Genomic DNA, 12,398 nt, shown 5'->3' on the forward strand with positions numbered 1-12,398 from the left:
CCCCCTAGAAGTGCAGCAACGAACGCTGATCGACGGGGGCGCGGTGCGCGCGCCAGGTCAGGAACTGCACGACCAGCAGCACCAGCACGGCGGGCGGCGCGAACCACGTCAGCACCGCGAACGTGCCGGACGAAGTGGCCGCCTGGTCCGTCGTGAGCGCGTAACCCGAGTCCGCCACGAGGATCGCGGGGAACCGCAGCGTGCCCACCAGCAGCGCGGGGCACGCCGAAAGCGCCATCGACGCGAGCAGCGCCACCCGGTGACGCTTGAGCGCGAGAGCCAGCCACACCGAACCCAGCGCAAGAAAGGCCAGCACGACCACACCGATACCGACCGCCGTCACGTCGTGCAAGGCGAAAGTGCCCCACCCGGCGGCGACGACGAGGAAGCCCGCGGCCGGCGGCAGGAACGCCCGGGCCAGCCGCACCGCGCGCCCGGTCAGCTCGGCCGGCGCCCGCACGGCCAGGAACACCGCGCCCTGCAAGCAGAACAGCGCGACGAACCCGATACCCCACACCACGGCGTAGGAGTTGAACAGCGCGAGCACGCCACCGGACGGCGAACCGTCGGCGGTCAGCGGCAGCCCGGTCACCAGGTTGCCGAGGAACAGGCCCCACGACACCGCCGTCACCAGCGCGCCGCCGACGATGCCCGCGGTCCACGCGCCGCGCGGTGCGCCGGGGCGGCGGCTGCGCAGCTGCATCGACGCGGTGAATGTGACCAGGCCGAGCAGCAGCGTCACGACCAGGACGTACGCCCCGGCGAACACCTTGCCCTCCAGGTGCGGGAACGCGCCGAACAGCACGCCGACCGCGGCCACCAGCCACACCTCGTTGGCCAGGAAGAACGGCCCGAGCGCGCCGAGGGTCTGCCGCCGTCGCCGCTCGTCGGCGTCGAACGCGGGCAGCAGCATCCCGACGCCGTAGTCGTAGCCCGCCAGCGCGAAGTAGCCGCAGGTCAGCAGGCCCAGTACACCCCACCAGAAGGTCACCATCGGTCAGACTCCGCTCAGGACGGGCAGTTCGGCGACGTCGTGCCCGGCCGGATCCGGGCCGCGCTTGGCGACCCGCGCCAGCAGCACCCAGTCGGCCACGCCGAGCGCGGCGAACAGCAGTGAGAAAGCGATGAACGAGAACAGGATCTGGCCGGCCGGGACGTCCGCGATCGCGTCGGCGGTGCGCAGCTTCCCCCAGACCAGCCACGGCTGACGGCCGAGCTCGCGCACCAGCCAGCCGAGGATCGCCGCGGCGAACGGCAACGGGATCGCCGCGACCATCAGGTAGTGCAGGAACCGGGCCTTGGTGACCCAGTTCCGGAACAGCAGCACGCAACCGAGCAGCGCGCACAGCAGCATGACGAACCCGAGCCCGATCATCAAACCCAGCGGCAGTCCGACACCGCCGTCGGTGAGCTTGTCCGGCTGGTACATCCGCAGCTCGCCGAACTGCGCGAAGCCCTGGTTGACGACGAGGATCGCGCCGATCAGCGCCGCGACGACGCCGATCCGCATCGACCGGCGGAAGAACTCGATCTCGTTGGTGCGCTTGAGGAAGTGGTACGCGCTGACCCCAACGACGAAGAAGCCGCCGGTCAGGATCGCGGCGCTGACGACGTGCGGCAGCGACGCGACCAGCGCCGGGTTCGTGAAGAGCGCGCCGAAGTCGTCGAGGCGCAGGGTGCCGCCTTCGAGATGGCTGCCGACCGGGTCCTGGAGGAACGAGTTGGCCAGCATGATGAACAGCGCCGACGCGTACGCGGTCAGCGTGACGAGCCAGATCAGCGCCAGGTGGAGCCACTTGTCCAGCCGCCCGAAGCCGAAGATCCACAGGCCGAGGAACGTCGACTCGAGGAAGAACGCGACGAGCGTCTCGATGGCCAGCGGCGCGCCGAAGACGTCGCCGGCGAACGCGGAAAGGCCGGTCCAGGTCAGCCCGAACTGGAACTCCATCACGATGCCGGTGACGATCCCCAGCGCGTAGTTGATCACGTACAACCGGCCCCAGAAGCGGGTCATCCGCTCCAGTTCGGGCTTTCCGCCGAGGGCCGAGCGTGTCTGCATCACGGCCACGAGCGTGACCAACCCCAGGGTGAGCAGCACGAACAGGAAGTGCAGCGATGTCGTCGTCGCGAACTGGAGTCTCGCGACCGGGAGTGCGTTCATGTAGCCAGGCTACACATAGCCTGCCTACATGTAGCCAGTCGACGTGTAGACTGCGTACTCATGAAGGCGGACACCTTGCGCGGGCACCTCGACGCCCTGCTGCTGGCCGTGCTCGACGGCCGGAAACTGCACGGCTACGCGATCATCGAGGCGCTGCAGCTGCGCAGCGACGGCGCGCTCGACCTGCCCACCGGCACCGTCTACCCGGCGCTGCGCCGGCTCGAGCGGGCCGGCTGGCTGACCAGCGAGTGGGACGTCGTGTCCGGGCGCAAGCGGCGCACCTACCACCTCACTCGCTCCGGCGAGCAGGCCCTGGCCGCCGAACGCACCGAGTGGCGGGAGTTCACCACGGTCATCGGGGGAGTGCTGGGCGCATGATCGAGGAGTACCTGGGGGATCTCGACCGGCGGCTGCACGGCTGCGGCAGGTTCAAGGCCGACCTGCTGGACGAGGCGCGTGACGGCCTCCACGACGCCGCCGACGCCTACCGCGCCGGCGGCTGGAGCGACGAAGACGCCGAACGCCGCGCCGTCGCCGACTTCGGGCCCGCGGCCGTCGTCGCCCGCGACTACCAGGCCGAGCTCGGCATGCTCAGCGGCGTCCGGACGCTGTGGAAGCTCGTCATCGGCGTGCCACTGATGCAGGCGTCCTGGGACTACGCCCGGATCCTCACCTACGGCGCCTGGACGCAGCTGCCGACGTCGACGCCCGAGTGGTACCGCGTCGTCGCGCACACGACCCACGGCGCGGTGTTCGTCGTGCCGGTCATCGGCCTGATCGCGCTGCTCGGCACCCGCTGGCTCAGCCGCCGGATGGACGCCGTCCGGCTGGCCCGGTTCAGCGGGATCCTGATCGCGCTGGCCGTCGGGATCAACCTCGCCTCGGTCGGCCTGCTGATCGGCTCGACGGGTTTCGTCGACGTCTCCCGGCTGTTCCTGAGCGTCCCGTGTGCGGTGCTGATGGTCGCCTGGGTGCTCCTTTCGCTGCGGCTCGTCGTGCTCGCGAGACGGTCGTGGGGCGGGTATGCCACGATCGTCGCGTGACGACCGCGCTGATCTACCTCGTAGTCATGCTGCTGGTGGCCGCCGTGGTGTTCCTCCTGGCCGCGGTCGTGTTCGGCCGGGGTGAGGAGCTCGCCCCGCTGCCGCCGGGCAGCTCGCCCACGCGCCTGCCCGCCGAGGACATCACCGGCTCGGACCTGGAGGACGTGCGCTTCCAGCTGGTGCTGCGCGGTTACAAGATGTCCGAAGTGGACTGGGTGCTGCGCCGCCTCGGTGTCGAGATCGACGAGCTGCGGACCCGGGTGGCCGAGCTGGAGCAGCGCGAGCACGAGCGGGAGAGCTCACCCGAGGGCGCCCAGTGACGGACCTGGTGCTGTCCGTCGACGTGCGCGCGCCGGCCGGGACGACCTGGCTCGCGCTCACGGACTGGACGCGCCAGGGCGAGTGGATGCTGGGCACCGACGTCGAGGTGACCGAAGGCAACGGCCGCAGTGTCGGCTCGCGGCTTTCGGCGTTCACCGGGCTCGCCGGGATCGGCTTCACCGACAAGATGGAGATCACCAGCTGGGAGCCGCCGGTGCGGTGCGCGGTCCGGCACGTCGGCAGCGTGGTCCAGGGCACCGGGGTGTTCCAGGTGATCCCGAAGGACGCGACACGCTCGACGTTCGTCTGGGCCGAGCACCTGCGGCTGCCGTTCGGGCCGCTGGGCCGGCTCGGCTGGCCGGTCGTGCGGCCGGCGTTCGCGCTGGGGGTGCGCCAGTCGCTGCGGCGGTTCGCGCGGTTCGCGGAGGACTATTCGGTGGGCGGGCATGACTGAGCTGATCGGCACCGACGGCGTCGCGCGGTGCAGCTGGGGCAATTCGACCCCGGATTACGCGACCTACCACGACGAAGAGTGGGGCACGCCGCTCCACGGGCAGGAGGCGCTATACGAGCGGCTGTGCCTCGAGTCGTTCCAATCGGGACTCTCGTGGATCACGATCCTGCGCAAGCGCGAGAACTTCCGGAAGGCGTTCAAGCAGTTCAAGCCGGCGAAGGTGGCGAAGTTCGGCGACGCCGACGTCGAGCGGCTGATGCAGGACGCGGGGATCGTGCGGAACCGGGCGAAGATCCTGGCCGCGATCAACAACGCCCAAGCGATCGCGGCGCTCGACGTCCCGCTGGACGACCTGCTGTGGTCGTTCGCGCCCGCTTCGCACCAGCGGCCTCGGACGATGGCGGACGTCCCGGCCATCACCGACGAGTCGAAGGCGATGGCGAAGGAGCTGAAGAAGCGCGGCTTCGCGTTCCTCGGCCCGACGACGTGCTACGCGCTGATGCAGGCCACCGGCATGGTCGACGACCACGTCAAAGGCTGCTTCCGGGCCTCGTGAGTGCGTAACAGTGTTCTAACACTGTTACGCACTCACGACTGCTTACTTGCCCTGGAAGTTCGGCTTGCGCTTGCCGACGAAGGCTTCGACGGCCTCACTGTGGTCGGCGGTCGCGCCGAGCGCGGTCTGGGCGGCGTCCTCGGCGGCCAGCGCCTCGTCGAACGTCGACTGCGCGGCCAGGTTGAGCACGCTCTTGATCTTCGCGTAGGCCACGGTCGGCCCGGCCGCGAGCTTCGCCGCGACCTTCTGGGCGCGCGAGGCCAGCTCCTCGTCCGGCACGACCTCGCCGACCAGGCCCAGCCGCTGCGCCTCGGCCGCGTCGACGGTCCGGGCCAGCAGCATCAGCTCGGCGGCGCGGCCGTAGCCGACGAGCCGCTGCAGCGTCCACGACGCACCCGAGTCCGGGCCCAGCCCGACGTTGGCGAAGGCCATCAGGAACGACGACGATTCGGCGGCGATCCGCAGGTCGCTGGCGTAGGCGAAGGCCGCGCCGGCCCCGGCGGCGGTGCCGTTGATCGCCGCGATGACCGGCTTCTCCATGGCCACGATCGCCTGGACGATCGGGTTGTAGTGCTCCTTCACCGTGTGTAGCGGGGCGGGGTCACCCGCTTGCAGCAGCCCGACGTGCTCCTTCAAATCCTGGCCGGCGCAGAACGCCTTGCCGGAACCGGTCAGCACGACGGCGCGGACGCTCTCGTCGTCCGCTGCCCCGCGCAGGGCCGCGAGCAGTGCTTCCTTCAGCTCGACGGTCAGCGAGTTGTACGCCTGCGGCCGGTTGAGGGTGAGGGTGCGCACCCCGTCGGCGTCGGCGGTCAGCAGGACGTCGGATGTGGTCACGTCTTCTCCTTGCGCTGAAACATCGGTCGTCCGAGAGTCTCACACCCCTCGCGGGCCGCATACCAGCACCGATACGGCGGCAAAAGATCGGTCCGCTGATGCGCCGAGGCGCTGATAGGGGACAATGGACGGTAAGACCCGGCTGGCTTTCACGCGAGCGCGACCCGGGCGCGCCGGTTGAGACGGAGGGAGCACGCTATGGCGGCCATGAAGCCCCGGACCGGAGATGGTCCCCTCGAAGTGACTAAGGAGGGGCGGGGCCTCGTGATGCGCGTACCGCTCGAGGGTGGCGGGCGACTCGTCGTCGAACTCTCCGCGGAGGAAGCGAAAGACCTCGGCGCCGCGTTGCAGGAGGTCACTGGCTGAGCCGGCCCCCGAAAACCGTCCTTCCGTCGCACCCCGGTCTCCCTTCGGAGGCCGGGGTCGCGGTTCCTCTGCGCCCGAAGGTTGCTCACTGTGCGTAATCCGCTACCCCCCGTTCCGACGAACCTGCTCGACATCGAGGTCGCGGGCGACCTTCGCCGCGGCATCCCGACGGTCCGGCTCGTCACCGCCCCGGCCGAGGACGTCGAAGCCGAGCCGTTGGAGATCGGCGGTGTCCGGATCACCGGCAAGGCGGGCGACGTGCAGACGGTCACCGGCGACGGTCCCCGCTGGGTCGCGGGGCTCGGCGACGGTGAGCCGAAGCAGTACCGGAAGACCGGCGCGGCCCTGGTCCGCGCGGTGAACGCGGGCCTGGCCGACGACGTCGAGAACGGCGGGAAGGCGTTTCGCGCGGCGCAGCTCGTGCTGCCCGAGGAGGCTTCCGGCGAGCACGTCACGGAGCTGGCCTTGGGGCTGCTGCTGGGCGGCTACCGCTTCAAGGTGTCCACTGAGGACCCGAAGCCGGCCGTCCGGACGCTGCGGCTGGTGACGCACGACCGCGCGGTGGCGGCCTTCACCGAGCTCGTCGCGCGCGCGACGGCCCTGGCCGCCGCGACGGCGCTGACCCGCGACCTCGCGAACACGCCGTCGAACGTCAAGTCCCCGGCGTGGCTCGCGGAGACCGCGGCGAAGGTGGCCGGCCCCGGCGTCGAGGTGGCGGTCCGGGACGAGAAGTGGCTGGCGGCGCAGGGCTTCGGCGGGGTGCTGGCCGTCGGCGGCGGTTCGTCGCGGCCGCCGCGGCTGATCGAGATGACGTACAAGCCGTCGGGTGCTACGAAGCACCTGCTGCTGGTGGGCAAGGGCATCACGTTCGACACGGGCGGCCTGTCGATCAAGCCGGCCGACGGCATGCACCTGATGCGCACCGACATGGCGGGCGGCGCCGCGGTGATCGCCGCGACCCGCGCGATCGCCGCGCTCGGGCTGCCGGTGCGGGTGACCGCGCTGGTGCCGGCGGCCGAGAACCACGTGTCCGGCTCGGCGTACCGGCCCGGCGACATCGTCCGCCACTACGGCGGCCGCACGACCGAGGTCGGCAACACCGACGCCGAGGGCCGCATGGTCCTGGTCGACGCGCTGGCGTACGGCATCAAGAAGTACAGCCCGGACCTGGTCGTCGACGCGGCGACGCTGACCGGCGCGATGAAGGTGTCCCTCGGCCTGCGCACGGGCGGCCTGTTCGCCTCGGACGACGCGCTGGCGTCGTCGGTCGTCGCGGCGGGTGCGCGGGTGGGCGAGGCGTGGTGGCGCATGCCGCTGGTGGAGGACTACGCGGAGAACGTCCGCGGCGAATTCGGCGACGTCCGCCAGACCCCGGCCGGCCCGGGCGGCATCACGGCGGCGCTGTTCCTGCGCGAGTTCACCGAGGGCCTCCCGTGGGCCCACCTGGACATCGCGGGCCCGGCGAGGTCGGAGAAGAACTACGACGAGGTGGTTCCGGGCGCGACGGGCTTCGCGGCCCGGACGATGGTGGAGCTGGCCGCTTCACTGAGCTGAGCCTGTCCACAGGCAGCGCGACTTGTGGACAACTCCCTGCGCCCGGCGGCTTTCGGCGGCTTTCGCCGGGGGCCGCCGATAGACTGGACTCGGGGACGCCCCCCAGGGAAGGGCGGGGGAGTTCCCGCGGAGGCCTGCTCACATGCGCCCCGCCGCCTCACGGCTTTTGGTGCGCGGTCGCCAGCACGTGGTCGCGGAACGCCGTCACCGCCGGGGTCGCGGGCTCGTCCGCGCGCCAGACCAAGCCGATCGTCCGGGACGCCGGCGGGTCCAGCGGGACCTCCGCCACCCCCGCCGGGGTGCCCGGGCCGAAGCGTGGCAGCAGGGCCACCCCCAGTCCGGCCGCGACCAGGCCGCGGACCGTGTCGGACTCCTGGCCCTCGAACGCGATGCGGGGCGTGAACCCGGCCGCCGCGCACAGCTCGTCCGTGAGCGTGCGGACGCCGTAACCCGGCTCCAGCAGCACGAACTCCTCCTCGGCCAGCTCGGTCATCCGCACCTGCCGCCGGCCCGCGAGGCGGTGGCCCGTCGGGACCGACAGCAGGATCTCCTCCTCGGCCAGCCCCGCCGAGACCAGCGAAGGCGCGTCCGAAGGCAGCGGCGCCAGCAGCGCCAGGTCCAGCTCGCCGCCCGCCAGCCGGTCGAGCATGTCCTGCCGCGAGCCCTGGACCAGCGTGAACCGCACCCGTGGGTACCGCGCCCGGTATCCGCGCAGCAGCGACGGCACCAGCGACCGCCCCAGCAGGTGCAGGAACCCCAGCACGACGTGCCCGGACTCCGGCGCCACCTCCTCGCGCGCCAGCCGGACGCCGGTGTCGACCGCCGCCAGGGCCCGTTCGGCCGCCTCGGCCAGCAGCTCCGCCGCGCGGGTGAGCCGGATGCCCCGGCCGTCGGCGACGGTCAGCGGCGCGCCCAGCGCGTCGGCCAGCGCCGCGATCCGGCGGCTCACCGTCGGCTGCGGGACGCCCAGCAGTTCGGCCGCGCGTGTGACGTTCCCCGTAGTCCGCAGCGCGACGAGCAGCCGCAGGTGCGGCGCGAGCTGCGCGGACAGCGAGTCATACGTCATCGCATCGATTATGGACCACAACGGTATTAGACGTATTGGTTAGCGCTGCTTACTTTCGGTTCGTGACCACCACCCGCCGAGTCAAGACCGCCGTCGCCGCGGCCGGGATCTCCTCCTTCGCCCTGCTCTACGCCCCGCAGCCGGTGCTGCCGCAGCTCGCCGCGCAGTACCACCTCGATCCCGGCGGCGCCGCGCTCGCGGTGAGCGTCGCGACCGGCGCGCTGGCCATCGCGGTCCTGCCGATCGCCGCGCTGTCCGAGGTGGTCGGGCGGCGGCCGGTGATCGTGACGTCGGTGGTGGCGTCGGTCGTGTTCGGGTTGCTCCTGCCACTGATGCCGACGTACCCGGCGCTGCTCGTGCTGCGCGCGCTGCAGGGCATCGCGATCGCGGGGTTCCCCGGCGTCGCGGCCGCCTACCTGGCCGAACGGCTCGGCCGCGCGGGCGTCGCCGCCGCGGTCGGCGCGATGATCGCGGGCAACACCGTCGGCGGCATGCTCGGGCGGCTGTCCGCGGGCTTCTCCGCCGGGCCCCTCGGCTGGCGCGGTGCGCTCTACGTCGTCGCGGGCATCGGCGCGGTGTGCGCCGCGATCACCGTCGTGACGCTGCCGCCCGGCACGGCTCGCGGGAAGGTACAGCTCAAGGCGGTCGCGGCGGGCCTGCTGACGGCGGTGCGGCGCCCGGTGCTGCTCGCGCAGTACGCCGTGGCGCTGCTCGCGATGGGCTCGTTCGTCGCGCTCTACAACGCGGCCGGGTTCCGGCTGACCGGCGACCCGCTGAACCTGTCCCCGGCGATCGCTTCGCTGGTGTTCCTCGCCTACGCGAGCGGCTCGGTCTCCTCGGCGGCGGCCGGACGGCTGGTGGCGCGCGTCGGCCGTCGTCGCGCCGTGATCGGCTCCCTGCTGCTGATGGCGGCCGGGGCGGCGCTGACCCTGCCGGACTGGTTGCCGCTGGTCATCGCCGGTTTCCTGGTGCTGACCTGCGCGTTCTTCGCCGCGCACGCGGTCGCCAACGGCTGGGCGGCGGCCGACGCCCCCGAGGACGCCCGAGGCCAGGTCGGCGGCATGTACACGGCGACGTACTACCTGGGCAGCAGCGTCGGCGGCGCGGCCGGCGCGTACGTCTACGGCCACGCGGGCTGGGGCTGGCTGATCGCCCTGGTGGCGGTCTGGCTGCTGCTGGCGGCGGCCGCGGTGGGCGCCGGCACCCGGGTGCGCGCGCAGCGGCGCGAACTGGTCCCGAGCTGAGCCACTCCTGGGGTAACCACACACCCCCGCCCAACCCGGGGGGCGTCCCCGTTCCAGTCTATCGGCGGCCGCGGGCAAAGCCGCCGGGATCAGCGAGTTGTCCACAGGCGGGGCGGCTTGTGGACAGGTGCCGGGATCACGGCGGTGACCAGCTGGAACAGGTCGGCCGGTGGGCGGACGAGCCAGGTCAGATCGCCGCGGCCACCAGGAGCCCGCCACCCACCGGCAGCAGGGCCGGGACCAGGCGTTCGTCCTCGCGGAACGCGCGCGCGACCTCGCGCAGGGCCAGCGTCTCCGGGTCGCGGCGGGACGGGTCGATCACCCGGCCGCCGGCCAGGACGTTGTGGAACGCGATGATCCCGCCGCGTCGCAGCAGCGAGACGCCCAGCTCGTAGCAGCCCGGGTACTCGATGTGCGCCGAGTCGACGAAGACCAGGTCGTAGCCACCCGGCGTCAGCCGCTGCAGCACGTCCAGCGCCCGGCCGACGATCAGCCGGGTCCGGCCCGGCGCGTAGCCGGCCTCGCGGAACGTCGCGCGTGCGGCGCGCTGGTACTCCGGCTCGAGGTCGATCGAGGTCAGGATGCCGTCGGGGGCCATCCCACGAAGCAGGCTCAGCCCGCTGACCCCGGCGCCCGTGCCGACCTCGACGACGGCCTTCGCCCGCAGCGTGGCGGCCAGGAAGCGGAGGGTCGCGCCGGCGCCCGCGCTGAGCGGGTGGCAGCCCAGGTCCTCGGCCCGAGCCCGCGCCGAAGACAGCACCTCGTCGTCGGGCAGGTACCCGTCGACGAACCCGGAGTCGACCGGTGCGGCCGCAGGGGTGGGCGTGTTCACGCACGGAGGTTAGCGCTGGTTGTCGATAAATCCTCGCAGGCTCCCTGGTAAGCACCCGGGAAGAACTTCTCAGCCTGTTCTCAGTCCAGTCTCACTAGAACCATAAGGAACCCCGACAGACTCGGATCCAGACGCACGGGAACACCGTGCCGCCGACCCGCGTTGGGTGGAGCAGACAGGAGAAACGCAGATGGAGGTGCCTGCTCCCACGATGCAGAACGCCGTTGCCGACAACGACGCCGACGCGGCTGAGCCCGTGTCCCTGGACGAGGCGGCCTGGACGCCACCGTCCTGGGACGAGGTCGTCCGCGAGCACAGCGACCGGGTCTACCGGCTCGCCTACCGCCTCACCGGCAACACGCACGACGCCGAGGACCTCACCCAGGAGACCTTCATCCGGGTCTTCCGGTCGCTGGCGTCCTACAAGCCCGGCACGTTCGAGGGCTGGCTGCACCGCATCACCACCAACCTCTTCCTCGACATGGCCCGCCGCCGCTCGCGCGTGCGGATGGAAGGCCTGCCCGAGGACACCGACCGCATCGTGGGCGACGACCCGAGCCCCGAGCAGGTCTTCTCCGACACCCACCTGGACCCGGACCTGCAGGCCGCGCTCGACGAGCTGCCGCCGGAGTTCCGCGCCGCCGTCGTGCTGTGTGACGTCGAGGGCCTGTCGTACGAGGAGATCGGCGCCACGCTCAACGTCAAGCTGGGCACCGTTCGCAGCCGGATCCACCGCGGCCGTCAGGCGCTGCGCGCTTCGCTGGAGCGCCGGCGCAGTCACGCCCCGGAGTCTGCGAAGGTGTCGGTATGACCGCACCGCGAGGCTGGGCACTCCCCGAGTCGCACCTGCTGCCGGACGCCGTGGTCGCGTTCGTGGACGGCGAGCTCACCCACGGCGCGCGGGATCGCGCGGCGGCGCACATCACGCGCTGCGCTTCCTGCGCCGGCGACGTCCAGGCTCAGCGACAGGCCGTCGCCGCCATCCGCGGCGCGGGCGCGCCGTCGATGTCGGCCGGGTTCCTGGCGAGCCTCCGGTCCATCCCGGAGCACACGGAACTGCCCAGCAGCCCCGACAACCTGGCGATCACCGCCGACGGCCAGCTCGTCGCGGTCCAGCGTCCCGACCGGGTCGCCGGCCTGCGTGGCTCGGGCGTCCTGGGCGGCGTGGCCCCGCTCGGCTCGTCGGCCCCGCTCGGCCAGTCCCCGAACGTCCTGGGCGGCGGCCGCTTCAAGCGCCGCGCGGCGCAGGGCGCGGGCGTGGTCGTCTCCGGGCTGGTGCTGAGCGCGCTGGCCCTGGTCGGAACCACCGCGGACAGCGGCGACGGCACCCCGGACACGGGCGGCCGGGTCCCGCCGAACGGAAACCTGCTCCCGGCCCAGATGGCGGTGCCCCAGCAGGCCCCCAGGCCGGCGCCGTCGGTGACGTCGACGCCGTCGAGCCCGACGGTCGCGATTCCGGCCGGTATCCGCTGACCCGCTCGACTGTCTGAAGGCCACCACGAGCTCGTGGTGGCCTTCGGTGCTTTCTGCCTGCCGGTGGCCTGGCGACAGCCCAGCCCGCGGGCTCGCTCACACCGCGTCCAGCCCGGATCCCGACGGCCCTGCAGCCAGGCTCGCCGGCCGACCGCGGCCCCCCGCCCTTCCCTAGGTGTGATGTCCGGGGCGGTTGGTCAGCCGGGTGACCGGCGGCTTGCCGCCGGTTGAGCTGTGGGGTCGGTGGTGATTGTAGAAGTGCGGCCACCCCGGTAGCGCCGCCCGACGCCGGCTTTCGGACGGGTAGAAGCGGGCGTAGGCCCAGCCTTCGGCGAGGGTGCGGTGGAACCGTTCGATCTTGCCGTTGGTTTGCGGCCGGTAGGGCCGGGTCCGTTTCGGGGTGATCCCCAGTTCGGTGCAGGTGTCGCGCCAGGCATGAGACCGGTGGGCGGAGCCGTTGTCCGAGAGCACGCGTTCGACGGTGACGCCCC

Annotated in this window: 16 protein-coding genes; 10 read left to right on the forward strand and 6 right to left on the reverse strand. The window is 72.1% G+C overall.

Annotated features, from left to right (window positions below; all coding sequences use genetic code 11):
- Nucleotides 1-4: 4 nt before the first annotated feature.
- Complete coding sequence (locus ACGFMK_RS31370) at nucleotides 5-994, reverse strand: cytochrome d ubiquinol oxidase subunit II (protein WP_392770784.1); 990 nt, start codon at nucleotides 992-994, stop codon at nucleotides 5-7.
- A gap of 3 nt (nucleotides 995-997) precedes the next feature.
- Entirely contained in the window at nucleotides 998-2,161 is a 1,164-nt protein-coding gene (locus tag ACGFMK_RS31375) for a cytochrome ubiquinol oxidase subunit I (RefSeq protein WP_392770787.1), read from the reverse strand.
- A gap of 60 nt (nucleotides 2,162-2,221) precedes the next feature.
- Here ACGFMK_RS31375 and ACGFMK_RS31380 point away from each other — a divergent pair, with 60 nt between their 5' ends.
- From ACGFMK_RS31380 to ACGFMK_RS31400, 5 genes are read left to right on the forward strand one after another with little or no spacing between them, the layout of a single operon-like run.
- Nucleotides 2,222-2,539, forward strand: coding sequence for a helix-turn-helix transcriptional regulator (locus ACGFMK_RS31380; RefSeq protein WP_323334564.1), 318 nt, complete (start codon nucleotides 2,222-2,224; stop codon nucleotides 2,537-2,539).
- Nucleotides 2,536-3,204 carry a permease prefix domain 1-containing protein gene (locus ACGFMK_RS31385; RefSeq protein WP_392770790.1) on the forward strand — a complete coding sequence of 223 codons (669 nt, stop codon included), beginning with the start codon at nucleotides 2,536-2,538 and terminating at the stop codon, nucleotides 3,202-3,204. Before ACGFMK_RS31380 ends, ACGFMK_RS31385 begins: the two co-directional genes overlap by 4 nt.
- Entirely contained in the window at nucleotides 3,201-3,524 is a 324-nt protein-coding gene (locus ACGFMK_RS31390; RefSeq protein WP_392770793.1) for a DivIVA domain-containing protein, read from the forward strand. Before ACGFMK_RS31385 ends, ACGFMK_RS31390 begins: the two co-directional genes overlap by 4 nt.
- Nucleotides 3,521-3,979 (forward strand): SRPBCC family protein, encoded by a 459-nt coding sequence (locus ACGFMK_RS31395; protein ID WP_392770796.1) that lies wholly within the window; start codon nucleotides 3,521-3,523, stop codon nucleotides 3,977-3,979. The genes ACGFMK_RS31390 and ACGFMK_RS31395 overlap by 4 nt, the downstream gene beginning before the upstream one ends.
- A complete protein-coding gene (locus ACGFMK_RS31400) occupies nucleotides 3,972-4,535 on the forward strand; it encodes a DNA-3-methyladenine glycosylase I (RefSeq protein WP_392770798.1) in 564 nt (187 codons plus the stop codon). The genes ACGFMK_RS31395 and ACGFMK_RS31400 overlap by 8 nt, the downstream gene beginning before the upstream one ends.
- A gap of 42 nt (nucleotides 4,536-4,577) precedes the next feature.
- On the opposite strand, the gene ACGFMK_RS31405 is transcribed toward ACGFMK_RS31400, so the two are convergent.
- Nucleotides 4,578-5,372, reverse strand: a complete 795-nt coding sequence (locus ACGFMK_RS31405) for an enoyl-CoA hydratase-related protein (protein WP_392770801.1) — start codon at nucleotides 5,370-5,372, stop codon at nucleotides 4,578-4,580.
- A 198-nt stretch (nucleotides 5,373-5,570) separates the two neighbouring features.
- Here ACGFMK_RS31405 and ACGFMK_RS31410 point away from each other — a divergent pair, with 198 nt between their 5' ends.
- Together ACGFMK_RS31410 and ACGFMK_RS31415 are read left to right on the forward strand one after the other, a co-directional pair.
- Nucleotides 5,571-5,738: a DUF3117 domain-containing protein gene (locus ACGFMK_RS31410; protein ID WP_005155393.1), complete on the forward strand. Its 168-nt coding sequence runs from the start codon at nucleotides 5,571-5,573 to the stop codon at nucleotides 5,736-5,738.
- 90 nt (nucleotides 5,739-5,828) lie between these two features.
- Nucleotides 5,829-7,292 (forward strand): leucyl aminopeptidase family protein, encoded by a 1,464-nt coding sequence (locus tag ACGFMK_RS31415; RefSeq protein WP_392770806.1) that lies wholly within the window; start codon nucleotides 5,829-5,831, stop codon nucleotides 7,290-7,292.
- Between the two features lie 157 nt (nucleotides 7,293-7,449).
- On the opposite strand, the gene ACGFMK_RS31420 is transcribed toward ACGFMK_RS31415, so the two are convergent.
- Nucleotides 7,450-8,358 carry a LysR family transcriptional regulator gene (locus tag ACGFMK_RS31420; protein ID WP_392770808.1) on the reverse strand — a complete coding sequence of 303 codons (909 nt, stop codon included), beginning with the start codon at nucleotides 8,356-8,358 and terminating at the stop codon, nucleotides 7,450-7,452.
- 62 nt (nucleotides 8,359-8,420) lie between these two features.
- Between ACGFMK_RS31420 and ACGFMK_RS31425 the strand changes: the two genes are divergently transcribed.
- Entirely contained in the window at nucleotides 8,421-9,602 is a 1,182-nt protein-coding gene (locus tag ACGFMK_RS31425; protein ID WP_392770810.1) for an MFS transporter, read from the forward strand.
- Nucleotides 9,603-9,789: 187 nt separating this feature from the next.
- Here ACGFMK_RS31425 and ACGFMK_RS31430 read toward each other — a convergent pair whose 3' ends face one another.
- Entirely contained in the window at nucleotides 9,790-10,434 is a 645-nt protein-coding gene (locus tag ACGFMK_RS31430; RefSeq protein WP_392770812.1) for an O-methyltransferase, read from the reverse strand.
- 211 nt (nucleotides 10,435-10,645) lie between these two features.
- Here ACGFMK_RS31430 and sigE point away from each other — a divergent pair, with 211 nt between their 5' ends.
- Together sigE and ACGFMK_RS31440 are read left to right on the forward strand one after the other, a co-directional pair.
- Entirely contained in the window at nucleotides 10,646-11,245 is a 600-nt protein-coding gene (sigE, locus tag ACGFMK_RS31435; RefSeq protein ID WP_392770827.1) for an RNA polymerase sigma factor SigE, read from the forward strand.
- Nucleotides 11,242-11,907 carry an anti-sigma factor family protein gene (locus tag ACGFMK_RS31440; protein WP_392770815.1) on the forward strand — a complete coding sequence of 222 codons (666 nt, stop codon included), beginning with the start codon at nucleotides 11,242-11,244 and terminating at the stop codon, nucleotides 11,905-11,907. The genes sigE and ACGFMK_RS31440 overlap by 4 nt, the downstream gene beginning before the upstream one ends.
- Before the next feature lie 171 nt (nucleotides 11,908-12,078).
- On the opposite strand, the gene ACGFMK_RS31445 is transcribed toward ACGFMK_RS31440, so the two are convergent.
- Nucleotides 12,079-12,398, reverse strand: a 320-nt coding sequence (locus tag ACGFMK_RS31445) for an integrase core domain-containing protein (protein WP_392770818.1), incomplete at its 5' end; no start/stop codon positions are given.

Origin of the sequence: Amycolatopsis sp. NPDC049252, assembly GCF_043197175.1 — a bacterium.
Taxonomy (GTDB): domain Bacteria; phylum Actinomycetota; class Actinomycetes; order Mycobacteriales; family Pseudonocardiaceae; genus Amycolatopsis.